Here is a 22,456-nt window from a genome sequence, read left to right as displayed (position 1 = left end):
GCGGCTGCCGGAGCCCGTCTTTATTTAATAAACATCCCGGACGTAGCGCTTCTCCTTTGACATCTGGACCACATAATCACTTGCCGCATCGGCGCTCAGACCGCCATGCTCCTGAACGACTTCCCTGAGAACGGTATCCACATCTTTGGCCATCCGGCTGGCATCACCGCAGACATAGAAGTGCGCCCCCTCCTGTAGCCAGGACCAGAGCTGCGCGCCCTGTTCACGGAGACGATCCTGAACATAAATTTTTTTCTCCTGATCCCGGGAAAAGGCCAGGCTGAGCTGGCTGAGAAAGCCCTCCTCGCGCATTGCCAGCAGCTCATCGCGATAATAGAAATCGGTTTCGGCATGCTGCTCACCGAAGAACAGCCAGTTGCGGCCGCTATCTCCCCGCGCGCGGCGTTCGTGCAGAAAGCCGCGAAACGGCGCAACTCCGGTTCCAGGCCCAACCATTATCATGGGAGTATCCTTGCCTGACGGAGGGTGAAAATGCGCTGACTTCTGGACGAAAATCGGTATTTCGACGTCTGCCGCCCGATCGGCCAAAAACGTCGAGCAGACCCCTCCCCGGCGCCTGCCTCTATAGTCGTAGCGGACGGTTGAAACGGTCAAATGAACTTCATTGGTCTGTACCTTTGGGCTGGAAGAGATCGAATACAGCCTGGGCTGTAATCGTCGGAGCGTCGTCATCCATTCCTGAGCCGTAGCCTGAACGGGAAACGCTTGCACAAGATCGACAATCTGTTTCCCCCACAGCCATTGTTTAAGGTCCGGCGCGCGTTCAGGTTTAAGCAGCTCCGTCAGCTCCTGGCTGCCTGAGCGATCCCGGATAAACCCCAGGATATCGGGCGTCAGCTTTGCTATTTCATGGTGGTGCAACATCGCCTCCATCACCGACATCTCTCCCAGGTCCTTTACTGCAACGGTCGCTGATGCGGAAATATTCATCGCGGTGAGCATCTCCTCCACCAGACCAGGGCAATTCGTTGGCCATACGCCCAGGGCATCCCCGGCCTCATAGCTCAGGCCCGATCCCTTGAGATCGAAAACAAACTGGCGCGTCTCTTTAGCGGATCCTGTCGTATTGAGCTCCCGATTTTGCAAAAGGCGAGCGCGTAGAGGATTCAGCCTGCCGTACGGGGATTGAACGACCTGCTGTACGGGCCGGTCGCTTAATATGCCGTTATCGTTGCCTGACGTTGCCAGCACGCCGCCGGCTGGCAGGGGCCGCGGGGCCTGGGAAAATGACCTTAGCGCGTCCCGCACCGTCATCGTCCAGCCGGATGCGCGAACCTGATAATCAGGTTCGCAATCGACGCGGGCCGTAAGCCGCGGCGCGCCTAACGCCTCCAGCCTTTCATCGAGCCTACGCCCGAAGCCACAGAACTGGTCATAGCTTGAATCGCCAAAAGCAAGCACGGCGTACGGGTTGGACTTCAGCCGGGATGCCGCATCGGATGCCAGCGCCTGCCAGAACGAGATGGCGTTGTCCGGCGGATCGCCATCGCCAAAGGTGCTGGTTAACAGAAGAAGGGGGGAATTCGCCGGGATCTGCTCCAGCCCGCAGGCGTCCATGCTGTGCAGCTTAACCTCCCAGCCATCGCTTTCAAACTGAGTTACGCACTCGCTGGCGTAGCCTTCAGCATTGCCCGTCTGTGAGGCCCACAGTATCGTGAGTTTTCTGGTGGATTCTGCGGCCGGCGCGGCCAGCGCCTGGTCTACTGCGGCAAGCCAGGCGTTGGCCGCCTGCTGGTAATCAGGTTCGCAGTCGACCCTTGCGGCGAGGCGTCGTCCCCCCAGTTCTGCCATGCGGGTATCAAGTTTGCGGCCAAAACCGCAGAACTGGTCGTAGCTTGAATCGCCGAAGGCCAGAACAGAGTAAGAGATGTCTTTAAACCTGCCGGCGTTACAGCTTCCCAGCGCCTGCCAGAACGCCGCGCCGCTATCGGGCGGGTCTCCGTCACCGAACGTACTGGTTACGAATAACAGATATCCCCGCGGCGGAAGATCGTCTACTCGACAAGCATCCATGCAGGTCAGCCTGACCAAACGCCCCTCTCCCTTGAGACGTTCAGCGCACTGGGCAGCAAAAGTTTCTGAATTGCCGGTCTGAGAAGCCCACAGCACGGTGATGACGGTAAGATCGGTTTCCGCCGGGGTCGCGGGTAAAAGGGAAGCTGGCGAATGGCCCGCGGCCAGGAGCGGGGTATCCACACCTGCGCCGGGAAGCCAGGTGCGGGAAAATAGCCCGGCCAGAATGCCGTCTATCAGCATGCGTTTGGCGGGGGTAAGCGGCGCCGTCAGCGGTAAGGATGGCACAACGCCCCCCTTTTGCTCCTGTTCGCCACTGCGCAGGCCCGTGAGGAATCCCTGCAGATACAGCTGTTCGTGGGGTTCGAGCACCGGAACCGGAGCGCTGTCAATGTTAAGTAGTCGGGCCAGGGTGTTGATTTGCATAATATGGTGCTCTCTTGCAGAAATGGCGGCAGGATCGGTACCTTCACTCAGCATATCGGCCATGGCCGCAACGGTACCTTGTGGCGTGGCGTCGCCTGCAGGCTGAGAGACGCTCGCATCAGGTTCGGACTCAAGGCGGATGAGCGCAACGGCGCTGTATTTGAATTCAGGCTGCTGTGACAGGGGATCGATGGCGTCGCTGGTGACGGCATTAATGGCGAGATTTTCGCCGTAGGCGTCATTCCAGTGGAAGGGCGCAAAGCAGTTCCCGGCGCGGACGCGATCTGTCACAACCGCGGGTAATATTGCCCGCCCCCGACGGGAGCGGATCTCAATGCGATCTTTATCCCTGACGCCTAACGCGGCCGCGTCTTCCGGGTGGATTTCAACAAAGGGGCCGGGATTGAGTTTGACCAGCGTGGGGATCTTCCCCGTTTTGGTCATCGTGTGCCACTGATGCTGAAGGCGGCCGGTGTTCAGCACGAACGGAAAGTCCACATCGGGCATCTCCGCCGGGTTACCGTAAGGACGAGGGAAGAATACGCCCCTCCCGCTCGCCGTGGCGAAGGCGATTTTGGGTTGGCTACCGTCCTCCCTGACCTTGAGTTTTTGGCTGATCCCCTCATTGAGGTAGCGAACAGGATGGCGATCTGCTCCATCGTTCGGTGGGCAGGGCCACTGTAAGGGCGTTTCGCGCAGCCGGTCGTAGCTTGCGCCGCGGATGTCATAGCCGGTCCCGGGATTCCAGAATCGTTTAATTTCCTCGAACACCTCTTCGGCGCAGGTATAGCTGAAGGCGTCAGCAAAACCCATTTCACAGGCAACGCGGGCGATAATCAGCCAGTCGGGTAAGGCCTGCCCGGGAGGCGGAACGGCTTTTTGCATCAGCGTGAGGTTACGTTCTGAATTGATCATCACGCCTTCCGCCTCGGCCCAGAGCGCTGCGGGAAGTAAAATGTCGGCATAACGATTCGTTTCGGTGTCCAGAAACGCATCCTGAGTAATAACCAGTTCGGCCTTTCGTAGGCCGGCAATCACATTCTTGCGGTTGGGTACCGTTGCCACGGGATTGGTGCAAATTATCCAGCAGGCTTTGATATCACCGGCCATCATGCGTTCAAACATGGCCACCGTTCCGCCGACCAGGCGGGTGTGCAGGGTTCCACGCGGAATGCCCCAGATCGCCTCGACAAAATGTCGCTCCTCTTCGACCAGTACCGTACGCTGGCCCGGCAGACCGGGGCCCATATACCCCATTTCCCGCCCGCCCATCGCATTCGGCTGGCCCGTCAGCGAAAATGGCCCGCTGCCGGGTTGACAAATGGCGCCGGTAGCGAGGTGTAGATTACAGATGGCATTGGTGTTCCAGGTACCGTGGGTGCTTTGATTTAGCCCCATTGTCCAGCAGCTCATCCAGGATTTGGCTTCCCCTAAAATCTGTGCCGCACGGCGAATATCGCTCTCGGGAATACCGGTTACAGCGCTGACTTTATCCGGGGGATAGTCCGCTAAAAACTCAGGCATGGCCTCCCAGCCTTCGGTGTACTGCATGATAAATTCAGGATCGGTATGACCGGCGGCGTGCAGCAAATGCAGCAGTCCGTTAAGCAGCGCAAGGTCGGTCCCGGGCTTTATCTGCATAAATAAATGGGCTTTATCCGCCGTCGCGGTGCGCCTGGGGTCAACCACGATCAGCTTCGCACCGGCTTTGACCCGATCCATCATCCGGAGAAAGAGAATCGGGTGGCAATCGGCCATGTTGGCACCAATGACAAAAAACGCCTCGGCCTGGTCAAAATCCTGATAGGAGCCCGGGGGGCCATCTGAACCCAGAGAGAGTTTGTAGCCGCTGCCTGCGCTGGCCATGCAGAGCCGGGAGTTCGACTCAATCTGGTTGGTTCCGATATAGCCCTTGCACAGCTTGTTGGCCAGATACTGCGCTTCCAGCGACATCTGCCCTGAAACATAAAGGGAAATGGCATCAGGGCCCTCTTTATTCAGGATTTCCCTGAGGCGCCCGGCGGTCTCTTTTATGGCGGCATCCATCGCCGTTTGGATCGGATCGTCCTTGCGGTCGTGCCTCAGGAATGCGGACTCCATTCGCCCGGAATCGCGGAGAGCCTGGGCGCTGGTGGAGCCTTTTGTGCATAAGCGACCAAAGTTCGTAGGATGCGTTTTGCTGCCTGACACCTTGATGACCTTTTCCCCCTGAACCTCGAGGGCCATGCCACAGCCCACTCCGCAGTAGGGGCAAACGGTTTTCACTGCTATAGCGGGCTCGGTGTTCATGCCAGTCGCTCCTGAATGGTTGTGATCTTGTCGGGCAGAAAGACCTTTGACGGTCATTGCTCAAACGATAAAAAAAGCGCCCATTCCTCCCTGAACACCGGTATCAATCGATGTGGGGAAGTATGGGCGCCGTTGTCCAGCCTGAATCACCCCCTTCGTTGGGAGTGATTCAGGTTTTTATTGCGATCGTGAAGGGTATAAAGCAAGAACGGTGCCATCGTTATATTTCTACGTACATAGCAACGATATTGGCAGCCGGACAGAGAGGCTTGCACCAAAGAGCGGCAACGGAATGGATATCTGTCCTGATTTAGTGCGGTTGCGCGAGACCGCTATCGTGGTGCAAACCCTCCGCTCAGCCCTACCCTGAACGCCGCCCTGTGCTCCGGGGCATGAAATAATGATACGGTCGGATTATCGCCAGTCGGCGGCTGAGCGGCTTTCCCGTTCCCTCTGTCGCGGTAAAAGAATGTTATACTGCCGGATATAGACAGCCTGACATTCAGACCCTGAGCCTCTGAAATGACCTCGATTTTGTCTTTTTTGCCAGGGGCAGTTCTTAATTTTGCGTCGGTGAGCAATGGGGACACTCCGGGAGAAGAGATACGCAGCTGCGTACGCTTTTTGCACAGCGTGATAACCGTCAAATAAGTGCGCAAGATTAGCGCATTAACTGTCGGCAAGGCATTGATACTAGCGGAAACTTAAAAAAGACATACAGCATGACTAACAAGATTAAAACGGATTCATATGCCTTACGATAGCGTGTACCTGGAGAAGCGCCCCCCCGGAGCGCTGCGCACCGTGTGGCGCAAATTCTACGGCGACACCAGCGCCATGATCGGCCTGTACGGCTGCGCCGGGCTGATTCTGCTGTGCGTTTTTGGCGGCTGGTTTGCCCCTTACGGCATCGATCAGCAGTTCCTCGGCTATCAGCTGCTGCCGCCCTCATGGTCGCGCTACGGCGAGGTGTCGTTCTTCCTCGGTACCGACGATCTCGGCCGCGACGTCCTGAGCCGTCTGCTGAGCGGCGCGGCGCCCACCGTCGGCGGCGCGTTCGTCGTCACCTTCGGCGCCTCGCTGTTTGGCCTGGTGCTCGGCGTGATTGCCGGTTCGACCCACGGCCTGCTGTCGGCGATGTTGAACCACGTCCTCGATACCCTGCTGTCGATTCCGTCGCTGCTGCTGGCGATTATCGTCGTCGCCTTTGCCGGACCGCATCTGAGCCACGCCATGTTCGCCGTCTGGCTGGCGCTGCTGCCGCGCATCGTGCGTTCGGTCTATAGCATGGTGCACGACGAGCTTGAAAAAGAGTACGTTATTGCCGCCCGGCTCGACGGCGCCTCAACGCTGAATATTCTCTGGTTCGCGGTCCTGCCCAATATCACTTCCGGACTGGTGACCGAGATTACCCGCGCGCTGTCGATGGCGATCCTCGATATTGCCGCTCTGGGCTTCCTCGACCTCGGCGCGCAGCTTCCCTCTCCGGAGTGGGGGGCGATGCTCGGCGACGCGCTGGAGCTGATTTACGTGGCTCCGTGGACGGTGATGCTGCCGGGCGCCGCCATTATGATTAGCGTCCTGCTGGTTAACCTGCTGGGCGACGGCATCCGCCGCGCAATTATCGCCGGGGTGGAATAATGCCGCTGCTCGATATTCGCAATTTAACCATTGAATTCAAAACCAACGAAGGCTGGGTCAAAGCCGTCGATCGCGTCAGCCTGACCCTCAACGAGGGCGAAATTCGCGGGCTGGTCGGGGAATCAGGTTCCGGTAAAAGCCTGATTGCCAAAGCGATATGCGGCGTAACTAAGGACAACTGGCGGGTCACCGCCGACCGCATGCGCTTCGACGATATTGACCTGCTGCGCCTCTCCAGCCGCGAACGCCGCAAGCTGATTGGCCACAACGTGTCGATGATCTTCCAGGAGCCGCAGTCCTGTCTCGACCCTTCCGAACGGATCGGCCAGCAGCTGATGCAGAACATTCCCGGCTGGACCTTTAAGGGCCGCTGGTGGCAGCGTCTCGGCTGGCGTAAACGTCGGGCGATAGAGCTCCTGCACCGCGTGGGTATCAAGGATCATAAAGACGCAATGCGCAGCTTCCCCTACGAGTTAACCGACGGGGAGTGTCAGAAGGTGATGATCGCCATCGCCCTTGCCAACCAGCCGCGCCTGCTGATCGCCGATGAGCCGACTAACGCGATGGAACCCACCACCCAGGCGCAAATTATCCGCCTGCTGACGCGGCTGAATCAGAACAACAGCACCACTATTTTGCTGATCAGCCACGACCTGCAGATGCTGAGCAAATGGGCGAACAGAATCAACGTCATGTACTGCGGGCAAACCGTGGAATCAGCGCCGAGCGAAGAGCTGGTCACCACGCCCCATCACCCCTACACCCAGGCGTTAATCCGCGCGATCCCCGATTTTGGCAGCGCGCTGCCGCACAAAAGTCGCCTGAATACCATGCCGGGGGCTATTCCGCTGCTGGAGCAGCTGCCGATCGGCTGCCGCCTCGGGCCGCGCTGCCCTTACGCCCAGCGCAAATGCATCGAAGCCCCGCGGCTGACCGGCGCGCGGGCGCATCTGTACGCCTGTCATTTCCCGCTGAACATGGAGAAAGAGTGAAATGGTCGAAACGTTGCTCGAAGTCCGCAATCTGAGTAAGACCTTTCGCTATCGTACCGGCTGGTTTCGTCGTCAGACGGTGGAAGCGGTCAAGCCGCTGAGCTTTACGCTGCGCGAGCGCCAGACGCTGGCGATCATCGGCGAGAACGGCTCGGGGAAATCCACGCTGGCGAAAATGCTGGCCGGCATGATTGAACCCAGCGCCGGCGAACTGCTGATTGACGACCGCCCGCTGGCATTCGGCGACTACTCGTTCCGCAGCCAGCGTATCCGCATGATTTTCCAGGATCCGTCAACCTCGCTGAACCCGCGTCAGCGCATTTCGCAGATCCTCGACTTTCCGCTGCGTCTGAACACCGAGCTTGAGCCGGAGGCGCGGCAGAAGCAGATTATTGAGACGCTGCGGATGGTCGGCCTGCTGCCGGACCACGTCAGCTACTACCCGCATATGCTGGCGCCGGGGCAAAAGCAGCGTCTGGGCCTTGCGCGCGCGCTGATACTGCGGCCTAAGGTCATTGTCTGCGATGAGGCGCTGGCGTCGCTGGATATGTCGATGCGTTCACAGCTGATCAACCTGATGCTGGAGCTGCAGGAGAAACAGGGTATTTCATATATCTACGTTACCCAGCATTTAGGCATGATGAAGCATATTAGCGATCAGGTTCTGGTGATGCATCAGGGGGAAGTGGTGGAGCGCGGCAGCACCGCTGACGTGCTGGCGTCGCCGCTGCATGACCTGACCAAGCGGCTGATCGCCGGCCACTTTGGCGAAGCGCTAACCGCCGACGCGTGGCGCAAAGACGGTAAATAGTCCCTCAATCACCCGGGTAAGGTCGGCGCCTTACCCGGGCCTGTTGCTTAGCGGTGCCCGCAGGCGCGTTCTCAGCCCGGAAGTATGGTTTGCGCCGGCAGCACCCGCCGGTCAAAGCGACGCAGCGAGTAGTACAGCAGCCCGGTGGCGAACCAGCCGATAATCCACGACACGTCGTTATCGGCAAATATCCACGTCAACGAGCCGTGGAACAGCGGGTTCTCGATAAACGGCAGTTGGATAAGCACCCCCACCACGTAGATGATAATGGCGTAAATATTCCAGTAGCCGTAGCGTTTTTTCGGGTCAGACAGCGCGGGAATATCCACGGCGCCGGCAGAGATAAGATAGTAATCGGTGAGGCTAATGGCGCTCCACGGAACGAAGAACGCCAGCAGGAACAGCAGGAAATGGGTGAAGTTCTTCAGAAACGCCGGCTCGCTCAGCAGGGCGATAATGCACGATATTGACACCATCAGAACCACGAAGATAAGACGCGATCGCTGCGATAGCGACGTCTGGCTGCGAAAGCCGGAAACGATGGTGCTCAGCGACATAAAGCTGCCGTAGGCATTGAGCGTCGTGAAGGTGATTTTGCCGAAGCAGATCGCAAAGTAGATAACCATCGCCATCACCTGGCTTTTACCTAATCCCACGATAAAACTCACCTCATGCCCGGGGAAAGCGCTGCCGGCTATGGCCGCCGTCAGCACGCCCAGGGTCATTGACGCCTGGGTGCCAAGCACCGTACCGCTAAAGACGCAGAAAAAGGTTTTCGCACCCGATACGTTGCTCGGCAAATAGCGCGAGTAGTCGGAAACGTACGGGCAGAAGGCTATCTGCCACGACGATGAGAGCGACACGGCCAGCAGGAACATCGGCAGGGAGAAATGGCTATTCTGCGCGATGGTCGACAGGTCTGCGGAGAGCAGCAGCGTAATAAACAGATAGGCAAACGCCAGCACGCCGACGATGCTCGCCACTTTGCCCAGCTTATGGATCACCCGATAGCCCAGCACGGCAATGACGATGATAATCGCGCTGAACAGCAGCATGCCGGTGACGTTGGAGACCGACAGCAGCCTTGCCATCGCCTGCCCGGCAAGGACGGTGCCGCTGGCGGAAAAGCCAACGTACATAATGCAGACCAGCACCAGCGGAACCACCGCGCCAAAAACACCAAACTGCGCGCGGCTGATGATCATCTGCGGCAGCCCCAGGCGCGGGCCCTGCAGGGCGTGCAGCGACATCACCGCGGCCCCAAGGACCTGCCCCAGCAGCAGGCCAATCAGCGACCATACCACGTCGCCGCCCAGCACCACGGCCAGCGCGCCGGTAACGATAGCGGTAATCTGCAGGTTGCCGCCAAACCACAGCGTAAACTGGCTGAAAGGATGTCCATGTCTCTCGCTTTCGGGGATAAAATCGATCGAGCGCGTTTCCCGTATGCCCTGTTCACTGCCTTTTGACTGTCCATCTGTTGAAGAAAATGAAGACATAGTTTCCTCGCTGTAAACGATTTTCTTGTTGCGTTGTGTTTTTCGCCGCCGACCCGCTATGCCAGCCAGTTCGCCGGCTGTTTTTTAATCGTCGCGACCGCTTTAGCGATTTCCGGGGCAAGCCAGCGATCGTCTTCCCATGTCGCCACGCTTTGCCGCAGCAGCGCCAGGCCGTGGCGGGTGCCCCGCGCCAGCATGTCGACAGGATGGAACTCCAGCGCCTGGGCGGCGAGCAAATACTCAATCGCCAGAATTTGATACAGGTTGCTCAGCAGACGCTGGAGCTTCAGCGCCGAGCCGGTCCCGAGGCTCAGGTGATCCTCCTGCAGACCCGAGGTGACAAAGTTATCGAGCACCGCGGGCTGCGCCAGCTGCCTGTTTTCCGCACACAGCGAGGCCGCGACGTACTGCGCAATCATCATCCCTGAATTCACCCCCGGCTTTGCCACCAGAAACGCCGGCAGGCCGCTGACGAGCGGATTAACCAGCCGATCCAGACGCCGCTCGGCAATGGCGCCGAGCTCGGCCATCGCAATCGCCAGTAAATCGCAGGCCATTGCCACCGATTCACCGTGCGGATGCGCCTGAGAGACCACCCGCCAGCCGTCGAGGGTGCCGAGAATCAGCGGGTTGTCGGTGCAGGCGTTAAGCTCAACGTCGACCTGCCCCATCGCGTGCGCGAACTGATCGCGACAGGCGCCATGGACCTGAGGCATAGAGCGCAGGCTCAGAGCATCCTGGGTGCGCACTCCCCGGCTGGCCGCCAGCAGCGGGCTGTCCGCCAGCATCTGCCGTAAGCGAAGGCCGCAGTGCTGCATTCCCGGGCTGGCCTTCAGCGCGAGGATCTCGGCGTCAAAGGCCACCGCCTGCCCGCACAGGGCTTCAAAACTCATGGCACCGGTCACATCGGCCCAGTCCAGCAGCCGGGCGGCATCATCCAGCGCCAGGCAGGCCATGCCGGTCATACAGGGCGTACCGTTGACCAGGCTTAGCCCCTCTTTTGCTCCCGGCGCAATGGGCTCGAGCCCGGCCTGCGCCAGAGCCTGCGCGGCAGGAACGACCTGCCCCTGCCAGCTCACGTCGCCGATCCCCATCAGCGCCAGGCCGATATGCGCCATATGGGTCAGGTAGCCCACCGACCCTTGCGACGGGACCTGCGGTGTAATCTGCAGATTCAGAAAGGCGAGCAGCTGCTCAACAATGGCGCAGGAAATCCCCGACTTCCCGTGGCTGTAGTTGGCTATCGCCGCGCACATAATGGCGCGCGCGTGCGTTTCATCCAGCAGCGGGCCAACGCCGCAGGCGTGGCTGAGCAGGGTATTGCGCGATAGCTGCCCGAGCTGCTCTTCGGGCAGCGTGATGTTGCACAGCGCCCCCAGGCCGGTATTAATGCCGTAGGCTATCTGCCCGGAGTCAATAATGTGCTGAACAATCGTCCGGCCCTGGGCAATGCGCTGCCAGGCGCCGTCGCTCAGCGCCAGCACGGCTTTTTCTCGCGCTACCCGCACGACGTCCTGCCAGCATAACGGGGCGTCTCCCCACAGCACGCGTTCGCTCATACTGGCTGCCCCGGCTGGTGGTGGCTGGAAATAAACTGCTGAAAACGCGGCGATGCGTGTGAACCAAAGAGCGCGTCCGGCGGACCGTCGCAGTCGATCGTCCCCTGATGCATAAACACCACGCGGTTAGAGACGTGGCGGGCAAATCCTAGCTCATGGGTCACCACCAGCATGGTGCGCCCCTCTTCTGCCAGGCTGCGCATCACTTTCAACACCTCACCGACCAGCTCCGGGTCCAGCGCCGAGGTCGGCTCATCGAAGAGCATCACCTCCGGATCCATTGCCAGCGCGCGGGCGATGGCCACCCGCTGCTGCTGCCCGCCGGAGAGCTGAGCCGGGTAGAAGTCCTTGCGGTTCAGCATGCCAACGCGATCGAGCAGCTGCTCCGCCTGCTCAATACACTCCTGCTTACTGCGTTTTAAAACGTAGTGCGGGCCTTCGATAACGTTTTGCAGGACCGTCATATGCGACCACAGGTTAAAGCTTTGAAAAACCATCCCCAGCCGCGAGCGAAGGCGCTCAATCTGCTTCGGGTTGGCCGCCAGGCGGTGGCCGCGGGCATGATGCTTCATCTCGATGGTTTCACCGCCGACGCTGACCACGCCCGCATCCGGCGTTTCCAGCAGGTTAATGCAGCGTAGAAGCGTGCTTTTTCCAGAACCACTGGCGCCAAGGATCGAAATCACATCGCCTTTTTGCGCCTGGATAGAAATCCCCTTTAACACCTCGAGCGAGCCAAAGGATTTGTGGATATCGCTGACTGACAGCGTCACGGGACGGGAATCGTGCATACTATTCTCCTTTAGCGGCGGTTTTGAGTGAAACGGTGGCAGGGTTTTGCCGGGTGTGCGGCGTCAGGCGACGCTCCAGCAGGGCATAAAGCTGCACGATAATAAAGTTAAGCAGCAGGTAGATCGCCGCGGCGCAGAGGAAGACCTCCATCGTCCGGTAGGTTCGTTGGATAATCTGCTGCGCCACGCCGGTGACGTCCCATACCGTGACCAGGCTGGCCAGCGCCGTCGATTTCACCAGCAGGATCGCTTCGGTGGAGTAGGCCGGCAGCGCGTAGCGCAGCATCACCGGGGCGACAATCCTGCGCAGCAGCAGGAAGCGCGACATTCCGCAGGCCTGGCCGGCCTCAATCTGACCGATGGGAACCGCCAGCAGCGCCCCGCGCAGGATTTCGGCCGTATAGGCCGCGGTGCACAGCGCCAGCGCCAGCACCGCGCAGATGAACGGCTCGCGCAGCAGCGGCCATAAAAAGCTGTGGCGGATGACGCCAAACTGCCCCAGCCCGTAGTAGATCAGAAACAGCTGAATCAGCAGCGGAGAGCCGCGAAAGACCAGGATGTAGCCTTTCGCAAAGCCGCTCAGCAGCGGCCAGCGGCTCATCCGCAGTGCCAGCACGCCCAGCGCCAGTACCCCGCCGCAGACAAACGAGCAGATAAACAGCCCCAGCGTTACCGGCAGCGCGGCGCAGAGTTTTAAAAACGTGTCGCTGAGGAAGGCGAAGTCGATAAACATAGATTCTCCTTAGGCCTGAGCCGCCGCGCGGCGGGACCAGGCCCGATTGAGACGAATTTCCGCCCGAATAAATGCCCGGTTAGAGAGTAACGTCAGGAGCAGGTAGCAACCGCCGCCAATCAGGTAGAACAGGAAGTATTCCCGGGTAGATCCGGCGGCTATCTGGCTGGCGCGCATCAGCTCGGCGATCCCGGTGACCGAAACCAGCGCCGAGTCCTTCAGGCTCATTTGCCAGACGTTGGACAGCCCCGGCAGCGAGTAGCGCACGATTTGCGGCAGCATAATCCGCTGGAAAATGCGCCAGCGCGGCATGCCGATGGCCAGCGCCGCCTCGACCTCACCCGGCGTCAGCGCCAGACGCGCCGCACGATAAACTTCGGCCTGGTAGGAGGCGGAGATGAGGCCGATAGCCAGCGAACCTATCAGGAACGGCGGGATTTCAATAAAACCATCGGCGCCAAACAGCTGCCCGACCCACGACACCAGCCCCGACCCGCCAAAATAGAACAGGTAGATAACCAGCAGTTCGGGGATGCCGCGAAACACCACCGAATAGGCCGAGCCAAACCAGCGGGCCGGCGCCCGGGGCGACAGCTTTGCGGCGGCAATGATGCCCCCCACTACCGCCCCCACCGCAAGCGCGGCGAGGGACAAAAGAAGCGTTGTCAGAGTTGCGCTAAGGATGACCGTCCCCCAGCCGTTCTCATCAAAACTCAGCAGACTTACCATCTTCAACCTCGCTTATGGGGTGACGTCGCTCTTAAACCATTTTTCACTCAGCTTTTTCACCGTTCCGTCGGCCAGCGCGGCCTGAATGGCCGCATCGAGCTTCGCTTTTAAATCGGCATCCGCATGGCGAACGCCCATCGCTTCGCCCTCGCCCCAGATTGGGCCGCTCAGCTGCGGGCCGCTAAAGCTCAGGTTGCTATTTTCAGGACGCGCAAGCGTGGTATTGGCAAAGGTAATATCGTCAAATACGGCATCAATACGCTCGGACTGCAGATCGAGAATCGCATCCGCCGAGCTGTTGTATTCACGAATGTCCGCGATATCTTTGAAGTACTTGTCAATAAACGGCGTATAGACGGTACCGGAGGCGATACCGATGGTTTTCCCTTTAAGCGCCGCCCGCAGCGGCGCAATCGCCACCTGAATCTCTTTTTCGTCATCGTGGAGCTTGATGGTGTGGCCGGCGCCGGTCGCCGGCGGCAGCAGCGTGCCTTTTACCGCAATAAATGAGGCCGGCGTGGCGGCATAAGGCTGCGTGAAGGTGACCACCTGCTTTCTCTCAGGGGTGATCACGATGGCATCCATAATCACGTCGTATTTTCCCGCGTTCAGGCCGGCGATCATCCCGTCCCAGTTTTGCACTACCAGCTTGCACTCAATCCCCATGCGCTGGCAGAGGTTCGCCATCAGCTCGGGCTCGAATCCGCTCAGCTTCCCTCCCGGCAGCGTCAGGTTCCAGGGCTCATACCCTCCTTCGGTCGCGATGGTAATCGACTTCCACTCCTTCGCATTGACCGTTCCACCGCAGAGCAATAGTCCAGAAAACAGGGCTGACAGGCAGGTCTGACGAAAAGTAATGCTCTGCTTCATGATTGATTCTCCTGAGATCATTAAAATAATTGCCGAACGGCGACTGCCAGGCAGGTGTAAATCACAGATGACAGATCATGTATATACAAGCATTGACAAATCCATACACTGTTCCGATGATGGATTTGTGAACCAGGCTGTAAATAATTTGTGATTAAATTGAAAAGTGCATGTATCAAAAAATTTACATGTATTCACATATAAGGTGGTATGCCCGCGATGATTATGCCCTTTACATTATCCTCCCTGCCCGTCACGCCGTGGAAAAACGGCGGCGGCGAAACCCGAGAAATCGTCAGCGTGCCGTCGCCCGATGCGCCGTTTCTCTGGCGGGCCAGCATCGCCACTTTACAAAGCGACGGACCATTTTCACCCTTTCCGGGCGTAGATCGGGTGATAACCCTGATAGACGGCGGTTCTCTGTGGCTGCGCGGCGGAGATATCGCCCATCACCTGCACCTGTGGGAGCCGTGGGCCTTTGCCGGCGAATGGCCGCTGGCCAGCGAGGGGATTACGCAACCGGGGCTGGACTTCAACATAATGACCCAGCGTAGCCGGGCCACGGCGCAGGTGAGCGTGGTGTCCACCGCGCAGCGGCCCGGCGCGGCGGGAGTCGCCTGGGTGCTGCAAGGGCGCTGGCAGTTGGGGGAGCAGCTGCACGCTGCCGGGAGCGGCATCTGGTGGCAGGATACGCCGCCGGGGGAGCTTCTCCCGCGATCCGCCGACGCCAGGCTGCTGCTGACGAGCCTGAGCGTAGGTTAGCCGTATTTCGCCCGGAGAACGGCGCCGAACGCCCGCGATATCCGGTGATATACTGGAGAGTACGCGATGGCAGGGATACGATAAGCCGCCTGCGCTGACCGTGAAGGTTGACGCCCATGAACGCAGCGGCAGCGCCGATGCCGCCCGCTGGATGTCCGCTATTGCTGAAAAATAGCGTGACACAGGGGGTCGTCAGTGGGATATAATTCTCGGCTAAATTTGAGTTATTTTGAAATAACAACACTAACTACATGATTGTTAAAGTAAAAATAAGCAATAACGATAAGGATTAAAGCTATGGGTTTTCTTTCCGGTAAGCGCATTCTGGTGACTGGCGTTGCCAGCAAACTGTCCATCGCCTACGGTATTGCGCAAGCAATGCACCGTGAAGGGGCTGAACTGGCGTTCACCTATCAGAACGACAAACTGAAAGGTCGTGTGGAAGAATTTGCTGCGGCACTGGGTTCCAACATCGTACTGCCGTGCGACGTGGCTGAAGATGAGAGCATTGAGTCTCTGTTCACCGAACTGAGCAAAGTATGGCCGAAATTCGACGGTTTCGTTCACTCAATCGGTTTCGCACCGGCCGATCAGCTGGACGGCGACTACGTTAACGCGGTAACTCGTGAAGGTTTCAAAATTGCTCACGACATCAGCGCCTACAGCTTTGTAGCGATGGCGAAAGCCTGCCGCGAGATGCTGAACCCGGGCTCCGCCCTGCTGACGCTCTCCTACCTGGGCGCAGAGCGCGCGATCCCTAACTACAACGTGATGGGCCTGGCGAAGGCGTCTCTGGAAGCGAACGTGCGCTACATGGCGAACGCGATGGGTCCGGAAGGCGTGCGCGTCAACGCCATCTCCGCCGGTCCGATCCGTACTCTGGCAGCATCCGGGATTAAAGATTTCCGTAAAATGCTGGCCCACTGCGAAGCCGTCACCCCGATTCGTCGTACCGTGACCATCGAAGACGTCGGCAACAGCGCAGCGTTCCTGTGCTCTAACCTCTCTGCGGGCATCTCCGGTGAAGTGGTTCACGTTGACGGCGGCTTCAGCATTGCCGCCATGAACGAGCTGGAACTGAAATAAGTTCTTTGCCCTCCTCACGCCGTGAGGAGGGTTTTACTCTGCTGCTGACGACCTTTCGCGCCTTCTCTCCCGCTCTGTTATTCCAATCAGCTATTTGTTAGCACGTATCAATATTTTCTCCTGCTCCAGGGTTACGCCAGGATAGTTATGCATAGATGGCCCACAGAAGTGCGGCCGGACACATATCGATCAAGGAACGCCCATGGAGCAACGCCGCGTGTATGGCAAAAACCACTGGTATCACGAGACCCAGTCAACAATCTGCCCGGTGGATGTATTACCGCTCGTCCCTGAAGCCGCTTATGTCGAAGACCGTTTTTTACTCGACCTGACGTTGCCCGAAGAGCTGCTCCACGCGCATGCGGGCTGGCTGGCGCCGGCTCGATGTTTGGCCGACGCGCTCTTTCCGACCTCAGTGACGGCGAATCGTCTGCAAACCTTTAGCGCCTACGATCGCCTGAGCACGGCGCTAACCGTCGCGCAGGTCTATGGCGTACAGCGCCTGTGTAACCACTACGCGGCGCGCCTGGCGCCGCTGCCGGGCCCGGACTCATCCCGCGAGAGCAATCGTCGTCTGGCGCAGATCACGCAGTATGCGCGCCAGCTGGCCAGCTCGCCCTCGGTCATTACCGCCCTCTCCCGCAGCCAGCTGGACGAAGTGGGATTAACCAGCCGCGATATTATCCTGATTAACCAGATTATCGGTTTTGTCGGCTTCCAGGCCCGCGCGATCGCCACCTTCCAGGCGACGCTGGGCTTTCCGGTGCGCTGGATGCCGGGAATGCCGCAGCAGGAGGATGCGCCGGCAGAAGGCTTTGCCGCTGCTGACGTCGACTGGCTGGCCGACGTCAGCGACGGCGACCTGCGCTACGCTGACGACGATCGCCAGGCGCGGCTGGTCAACTGGCAGCAACACCCCGGCCTCGCCGAGCTGGCGCCGCTGCTGGCGGTCCACGATGCTATCCTCAGCGCGCAGGATGAGCTGCTTACCCAACTGAGTGAAAATCAGCCGTTCGCGCCTCTGGTCGCGCTGATTGCGGCGCGGATCAACGGCAGCGTTAGCTGTTTTAACGCCTGGGAGCGAGAATGGACCGGCTCCCAGGCGTTTCCCGACGCATTACGCCATGACGATCGTGCGCTTCAGGCGTGGGGCGAAAAGCATCAATCCGAGCGCGCAATCTATCTGGCGGTGCAGCTGTTAACCCGCTCTCCCGACCGCTTCAGCGCCGCTCAGCTAACGCCCCTCACTGAATACGGGCTTTCCCGAACGCAGGTTATCGATATTCTGGCCTGGTGCGGGCTATGCGGCTGGATCAACCGGCTGAAAATCGCCCTCGGCAATGTGGGTCAACGGACGTAAAATGCCAAACAGCGCTTGCTGCAACAGGCATAATCGCGTAAAAATGACAGCCGCTCTTTTAGCCACGAAAATACCAAATTATGTTTCAGGACAACCCGCTGCTAGCGCAGCTTAAACAGCAACTGCATTCTCAGACTCCTCGCGTTGAAGGGGTCGTTAAGGGTACGGAAAAAGGCTTTGGCTTCCTCGAAGTTGACTCGCAGAAAAGCTATTTCATTCCGCCGCCGCAAATGAAAAAAGTGATGCATGGCGATCGTATTACCGCCGTGGTCCATACTGAAAAAGAACGTGAAAGCGCGGAGCCGGAAGAGTTGATCGAGCCTTTCCTGACGCGTTTCGTTGGTAAAGTGCATAAAAAAGACGATCGCCTGTCTATTGTTCCCGATCATCCGCTGCTGAAAGATGCCATTCCGTGCCGCGCCGATCGCAGCGTCAGCCACGATTTCAGCGAGGGTGACTGGGCGGTGGCCGAAATGCGCCGCCATCCGCTGAAAGGCGACCGCGGCTTCTACGCCGAATTAACCCAGTTCATCACCTTCAGCGACGACCACTTCGTGCCGTGGTGGGTTACCCTGGCGCGCCATAATCTGGAAAAAGAAGCGCCAGACGGCGTGGCTACCGAGATGCTGGACGAAGGGCTGGAGCGTCGCGACCTGACGGCGCTGGCGTTCGTGACCATCGATAGCGCCAGCACCCAGGATATGGACGATGCGCTGTATGTGGAAGCCGCCGCTGACGGTAAGCTGCAGCTGACCGTCGCGATCGCCGACCCGACCGCCTGGATTGCCGAAGGCAGCAAGCTGGACGACGCGGCAAAAATTCGCGCCTTCACCAACTACCTGCCGGGCTTTAATATCCCGATGCTGCCACGCGAGCTCTCCGACGACCTGTGCTCGCTGCGCGCCAACGAAATCCGTCCGGTGCTGGCCTGCCGCATGATCCTCTCGGCCGACGGTACCATTGAAGACGATATTGAATTTTTTGCCGCCACGATTGAGTCGAAAGCGAAGCTGGCCTACGACAACGTCTCCGACTGGCTGGAAAATACCGGCAGCTGGCAGCCCGAAAGCGAAGCCATCGCTCAGCAGATTACCCTGCTGCAGGACCTGTGCCTGCGCCGCAGCGAATGGCGTAAAACCCATGCGCTGGTGTTTAAGGACCGTCCGGACTACCGCTTCGTGCTGGGTGAGAAAGGTGAAGTGCTGGATATCGTTGCCGAGCCGCGCCGTATCGCTAACCGCATCGTTGAAGAGTCGATGATTGCCGCCAACATCTGCGCCGCTCGCGTGCTGCGCGACCGCCTGGGCTTTGGCGTTTACAACGTGCATACCGGCTTCGATCCGGCCAATACTGAACAGCTGGCCGCGCTGCTGAAGACCCATGACGTGCACGTCGATCCGCTGGAAGTTCTGACCCTTAACGGCTTCTGCAAGCTGCGCCGTGAGCTGGACGCGCAGCCGTCTGGTTTCCTCGACAGCCGCATCCGCCGCTTCCAGTCCTACGCCGAAATCAGCACCGAACCGGGCCCGCACTTCGGCCTTGGCCTCGAAGCTTACGCCACCTGGACCTCACCGATTCGTAAGTACGGCGATATGATTAACCATCGCCTGCTGAAAGCCATTATTAAAGGTGAAACCATCGCGCGCCCTAATGATGACGTAGCGGTGCAGATGGCAGAACGCCGTCGTCTGAACCGGATGGCAGAGCGCGACGTCGGCGACTGGCTGTACGCACGTTACCTGAGCCCGAACGCCGGCACCGATACGCGCTTCGCGGCGGAAATTATCGATATCAGCCGCGGCGGCATGCGCGTGCGCCTGGTCGATAACGGCGCGGTCGCCTTTATCCCGGCACCGTTCCTGCACGCCGTCCGCGATGAGCTGGTCTGCAGCCAGGAAAACGGCACCGTACAGATTAAGGGTGAAACCGTCTACAAGGTGACCGACGTTATCGACGTTAAGATTGCCGAAGTCAGAATGGAAACCCGTAGCGTTATTGCCCGTCCGTTCGCCTGATAGTACTCCTCAGCGGCTCCCGACTCCGGGAGCCGTTCGTTTTCCCGCTCCTGCTCTAAAAACCCCCAGATGAGATAGGTTGTGCGATCTTTTCACTTCTCTTTTGCATCCGTTTTTTGCATCATTGATTTCATTCGCTTTTGTAACCAGGATAATACTATGTCTGATCTGAATGCCCGCCTGCTCGCCCAACGTATCGATACCGTGCTGGATATTCTGGTTGCCGGAGACTATCACTCCGCGATTCATAATCTGGAGATCCTCAAGGCGGAGCTGCAGGCTCTGGCTAACGATGAGCCGGAAAGCAAGCCCGGTCAGCCGAAAGCCCCCTGGGAAATCTGACAGTCCTTCGCGCCGTAAGCGACCGCGCAGCGTCGATTGCCCGTAAAATAGCCCCCTAACAGTGATGTTGCTATGAACGCCCGACAACAAAGTATTTTGCAAATGGTCATCGATAAAGGCCGCATGAGCGTGGCCGATCTCGCGAAGATGACCGGTGTCTCTGAAGTGACCGTACGTCAGGATTTGAATCTGCTGGAAAAGCAGAGCTATCTGCGTCGTACCCACGGTTTTGCCGTGCCACTGGATAGCGAGGACGTAGAAACCCGCATGATGACCTATTTCGCCATTAAGCGTGAGCTGGCTATGCGGGCCGCTACGCTGGTTTCTCCCGGCGAGACGGTATTTATCGAGAACGGCAGCTGCAACGCTCTGCTCGCCAGGACGCTTGCCGAGCGTGGGGATATCACCATCATTACCGTCAGCAGCTATATCGCCCACCTGCTGAAAGAGACGCCAGGAGAAGTGATTCTGCTCGGCGGGATCTATCAAAAACGCAGCGAGAGCATGGTCGGTCCGCTGACCCGGCAGTTTATCCAGCAGGTCCATTTCAGCAAAGCGTTCATTGGTATCGACGGCTGGCAGCCTGAGACCGGGTTTACCGGGCGGGATATGATGCGCGCGGACGTGGTTAACGCGGTGCTGGAGAAAGGCTGCGAGGCAATTGTGCTAAGCGACAGTTCAAAATTCAGCGTCGTACACCCTTACCCACTCGGCCCGGTTGGGCGCTTCGATCGCATCATTACCGATAGCAACCTGCACGATACCGCCCGCCAGCAGCTGGCTGAAAGTGGTTTAACCGTCGATATCGTCAGCGTCGCCTGATCCGCCCCCCCTCTTTTATTCATTTCTTCGTCGCCCACTCAGGTGGGCGCAGGCCGCGCCGCGCCACGTCTGAGAGTATTCCGAGCCCCCAATTCAGACTATTTACCTGCCGGTAAAATTTAAAAAAAGTAGAATTATTGTTAGCGATATAACAGGAAGTGACTATCACCCGCGTGATTAAAGTAACACCTGCGCAACTAAACTTCATGGAATAGCCCTTAACGCATAGTTCACGCTATGCTTAAAGGAAGTTGTATCCATGAATAGATTATTCAGGAGAAAAATATGATGACTTCAATGAGCAAAAAAATGGCTGCGGCAGTTCTGGCTGTCACGGTAGTAATGTCCCTGAGCGCGTGTTCTAACTGGTCAAAACGCGATCGTAATACCGCCATTGGTGCCGGTGCTGGCGCACTGGGCGGCGCGGTATTAACCGATGGCAGCACCCTGGGTACCCTGGGCGGCGCAGCGGTTGGCGGAATTATCGGTCACCAGGTAGGTAAATAAGTTTTAAATCAGTTCAAATAAAAAATAACTGCTCGCAGATTTTCTGACTTACGCACCGGAAAAAATCAGGGCCACGGTATTTACCGTGGCCCTGTTGTTATTATCAGCCGCCGGCCAGCTTGACCTTCATACCCTTAGCTTCAAGCAGCGATTTTATCAGGTCGCGCTTATCGCCCTGAATTTCAATCACCCCTTCTTTTACCGACCCGCCGCAGCCGCATTTCTTTTTCAGCTCAGCGGCCAGCTTCGCCAGCGCGTCATCGTCCGCGTCAATGCCGACGATCAGGCATACGCCCTTACCTTTACGGCCGCTGGTCTGGCGCTGAATACGCACCACGCCATCGCCTTTAGGGCGTTCGACAACCTGCTTCGGCTCATCGATACGTCCGCTCTCCGTCGAGTAAACCAGACGGCTGTTAGAATCGGTCATTAGGCCCCCTTATTCAGCGATGCATTAATCTGGCGTAAGGTCGCCGCCGGGTCGGCAGACTGCGTCACCGGACGGCCGATAACCATATAGTCCACGCCCGCGGCCTGCGCCTGCTCCGGCGTCATAATGCGGCGCTGGTCGCCTGCATCGCTGCCCTCAGGACGAATGCCGGGGGTCACCAGCTTAAACGCCTGGCCCAGCTCCTGTTTGAAGCGCGCCGCTTCCTGCGCCGAGCAGACGACGCCATCAAGGCCGCAGCGTTGGGTCAGCGCCGCCAGCTTGGCCGCATGGTCGGCCGGAGAGAGCGTAATACCCAGCTCCTGCAAATCACCGGCTTCCATGCTGGTCAGCACGGTGACGGCAATCAGCAGCGGCGCATCTTTGCCAAACGGCAGCAGGGCTTCGCGCGCCGCGGTCATCATCCGCGCGCCGCCGCTGGCATGGACGTTGACCATCCAGACGCCAAGTTCGGCCGCCGCCGCAACGGCGTGAGCGGTGGTGTTAGGGATATCGTGAAACTTGAGATCGAGGAAAACCTCAAAATTACGCTGGTGCAAATCGCGGACAAACTGCGGCCCCAGCAGCGTAAACATCTCTTTGCCAACCTTGAGGCGGCAGTCCCGCGGATCGATGCGGTCGACGAACGCCAGCGCCTTATCGCGGTTATCATAATCGAGAGCCACAACAACGGGAGAGGATGTGACAACGCGAGAAGAAGATGTAGCAGTAGACGTCATGACCAGACCTTAATTGTTGAT

19 protein-coding genes and 1 pseudogene are annotated in these 22,456 nt (G+C 58.7%); 10 read left to right on the top strand and 10 right to left on the bottom strand.

From position 1 onward, the window contains the following. Positions 1-24: 24 nt before the first annotated feature. Positions 25-4,749, bottom strand: a complete 4,725-nt coding sequence (locus EDF75_RS06335) for a flavodoxin domain-containing protein (RefSeq protein ID WP_463671422.1) — start codon at positions 4,747-4,749, stop codon at positions 25-27. 335 nt (positions 4,750-5,084) lie between these two features. Then, a pseudogene (locus EDF75_RS27495) lies at positions 5,085-5,360 on the bottom strand (Arm DNA-binding domain-containing protein); the annotation flags it as partial. 139 nt (positions 5,361-5,499) lie between these two features. Here EDF75_RS27495 and sapC point away from each other — a divergent pair. Genes sapC through sapF form a run of 3 tightly spaced genes read left to right on the top strand, consistent with a single transcriptional unit; the run spans position 5,500 to position 8,193 of the window. Then, positions 5,500-6,390, top strand: coding sequence for a putrescine export ABC transporter permease SapC (gene sapC / locus EDF75_RS06325; RefSeq protein ID WP_045855078.1), 891 nt, complete (start codon positions 5,500-5,502; stop codon positions 6,388-6,390). Beyond that, positions 6,390-7,382, top strand: a complete 993-nt coding sequence (sapD, locus tag EDF75_RS06320) for a putrescine export ABC transporter ATP-binding protein SapD (RefSeq protein WP_041145206.1) — start codon at positions 6,390-6,392, stop codon at positions 7,380-7,382. The genes sapC and sapD overlap by 1 nt, the downstream gene beginning before the upstream one ends. Before the next feature lies 1 nt (position 7,383). After that, on the top strand, positions 7,384-8,193 hold the full coding sequence (gene sapF, locus EDF75_RS06315; RefSeq protein ID WP_045855076.1) for a peptide ABC transporter ATP-binding protein SapF: 810 nt from the start codon (positions 7,384-7,386) through the stop codon (positions 8,191-8,193). Between the two features lie 71 nt (positions 8,194-8,264). On the opposite strand, the gene EDF75_RS06310 is transcribed toward sapF, so the two are convergent. The 6 genes from EDF75_RS06310 to EDF75_RS06285 form a co-directional block, all read right to left on the bottom strand. Next, positions 8,265-9,641 carry a purine-cytosine permease family protein gene (locus tag EDF75_RS06310; RefSeq protein ID WP_166646142.1) on the bottom strand — a complete coding sequence of 459 codons (1,377 nt, stop codon included), beginning with the start codon at positions 9,639-9,641 and terminating at the stop codon, positions 8,265-8,267. Between the two features lie 107 nt (positions 9,642-9,748). Next, positions 9,749-11,251: an HAL/PAL/TAL family ammonia-lyase gene (locus EDF75_RS06305; protein ID WP_133597836.1), complete on the bottom strand. Its 1,503-nt coding sequence runs from the start codon at positions 11,249-11,251 to the stop codon at positions 9,749-9,751. Then, entirely contained in the window at positions 11,248-12,042 is a 795-nt protein-coding gene (locus tag EDF75_RS06300) for an ABC transporter ATP-binding protein (RefSeq protein WP_041145203.1), read from the bottom strand. The genes EDF75_RS06305 and EDF75_RS06300 overlap by 4 nt, the downstream gene beginning before the upstream one ends. A 1-nt stretch (position 12,043) precedes the next feature. Beyond that, a complete protein-coding gene (locus tag EDF75_RS06295) occupies positions 12,044-12,775 on the bottom strand; it encodes an ABC transporter permease (protein ID WP_133597834.1) in 732 nt (243 codons plus the stop codon). 9 nt (positions 12,776-12,784) lie between these two features. Continuing rightward, entirely contained in the window at positions 12,785-13,504 is a 720-nt protein-coding gene (locus EDF75_RS06290; RefSeq protein ID WP_133597831.1) for an ABC transporter permease, read from the bottom strand. A gap of 12 nt (positions 13,505-13,516) precedes the next feature. Continuing rightward, the gene (locus EDF75_RS06285) at positions 13,517-14,374 is read right to left on the bottom strand and encodes a transporter substrate-binding domain-containing protein (RefSeq protein WP_133597829.1); all 858 of its coding nucleotides are present in this window, start codon (positions 14,372-14,374) and stop codon (positions 13,517-13,519) included. Positions 14,375-14,593: 219 nt separating this feature from the next. Between EDF75_RS06285 and EDF75_RS06280 the strand changes: the two genes are divergently transcribed. From EDF75_RS06280 to osmB, 7 genes are all read left to right on the top strand, one after another. Continuing rightward, positions 14,594-15,136, top strand: a complete 543-nt coding sequence (locus tag EDF75_RS06280; RefSeq protein ID WP_133597827.1) for a HutD/Ves family protein — start codon at positions 14,594-14,596, stop codon at positions 15,134-15,136. Positions 15,137-15,433: 297 nt separating this feature from the next. Continuing rightward, positions 15,434-16,222, top strand: a complete 789-nt coding sequence (gene fabI / locus EDF75_RS06275; RefSeq protein WP_045855073.1) for an enoyl-ACP reductase FabI — start codon at positions 15,434-15,436, stop codon at positions 16,220-16,222. Between the two features lie 202 nt (positions 16,223-16,424). Then, entirely contained in the window at positions 16,425-17,582 is a 1,158-nt protein-coding gene (locus EDF75_RS06270; protein WP_133597825.1) for a CMD domain-containing protein, read from the top strand. Positions 17,583-17,662: 80 nt separating this feature from the next. After that, a complete protein-coding gene (locus EDF75_RS06265; RefSeq protein ID WP_133597824.1) occupies positions 17,663-19,597 on the top strand; it encodes an exoribonuclease II in 1,935 nt (644 codons plus the stop codon). Positions 19,598-19,756: 159 nt separating this feature from the next. After that, complete coding sequence (locus EDF75_RS06260; RefSeq protein WP_041145195.1) at positions 19,757-19,939, top strand: YciZ family protein; 183 nt, start codon at positions 19,757-19,759, stop codon at positions 19,937-19,939. A gap of 72 nt (positions 19,940-20,011) precedes the next feature. Then, positions 20,012-20,761 carry a DNA-binding transcriptional regulator YciT gene (yciT, locus tag EDF75_RS06255; RefSeq protein ID WP_133597822.1) on the top strand — a complete coding sequence of 250 codons (750 nt, stop codon included), beginning with the start codon at positions 20,012-20,014 and terminating at the stop codon, positions 20,759-20,761. Between the two features lie 288 nt (positions 20,762-21,049). Continuing rightward, entirely contained in the window at positions 21,050-21,268 is a 219-nt protein-coding gene (osmB, locus tag EDF75_RS06245; RefSeq protein ID WP_032688354.1) for an osmotically-inducible lipoprotein OsmB, read from the top strand. 103 nt (positions 21,269-21,371) lie between these two features. Here the strand turns inward: osmB and yciH are convergent, their stop codons facing one another. Both yciH and pyrF read right to left on the bottom strand, forming a co-directional pair. After that, positions 21,372-21,698 (bottom strand): stress response translation initiation inhibitor YciH, encoded by a 327-nt coding sequence (gene yciH, locus EDF75_RS06240; protein ID WP_041145193.1) that lies wholly within the window; start codon positions 21,696-21,698, stop codon positions 21,372-21,374. Next, entirely contained in the window at positions 21,698-22,435 is a 738-nt protein-coding gene (gene pyrF / locus EDF75_RS06235; RefSeq protein WP_123551333.1) for an orotidine-5'-phosphate decarboxylase, read from the bottom strand. The genes yciH and pyrF overlap by 1 nt, the downstream gene beginning before the upstream one ends. Between the last annotated feature and the right edge of the window lie 21 nt (positions 22,436-22,456).

It is taken from the genome of Klebsiella sp. BIGb0149, assembly GCF_004362605.1.
Taxonomy (GTDB): Bacteria; Pseudomonadota; Gammaproteobacteria; order Enterobacterales; family Enterobacteriaceae; genus Klebsiella; species Klebsiella terrigena.
Note: the sequence above shows the minus strand (reverse complement) of the source record. Positions and strands in the feature narration are given on the sequence as shown.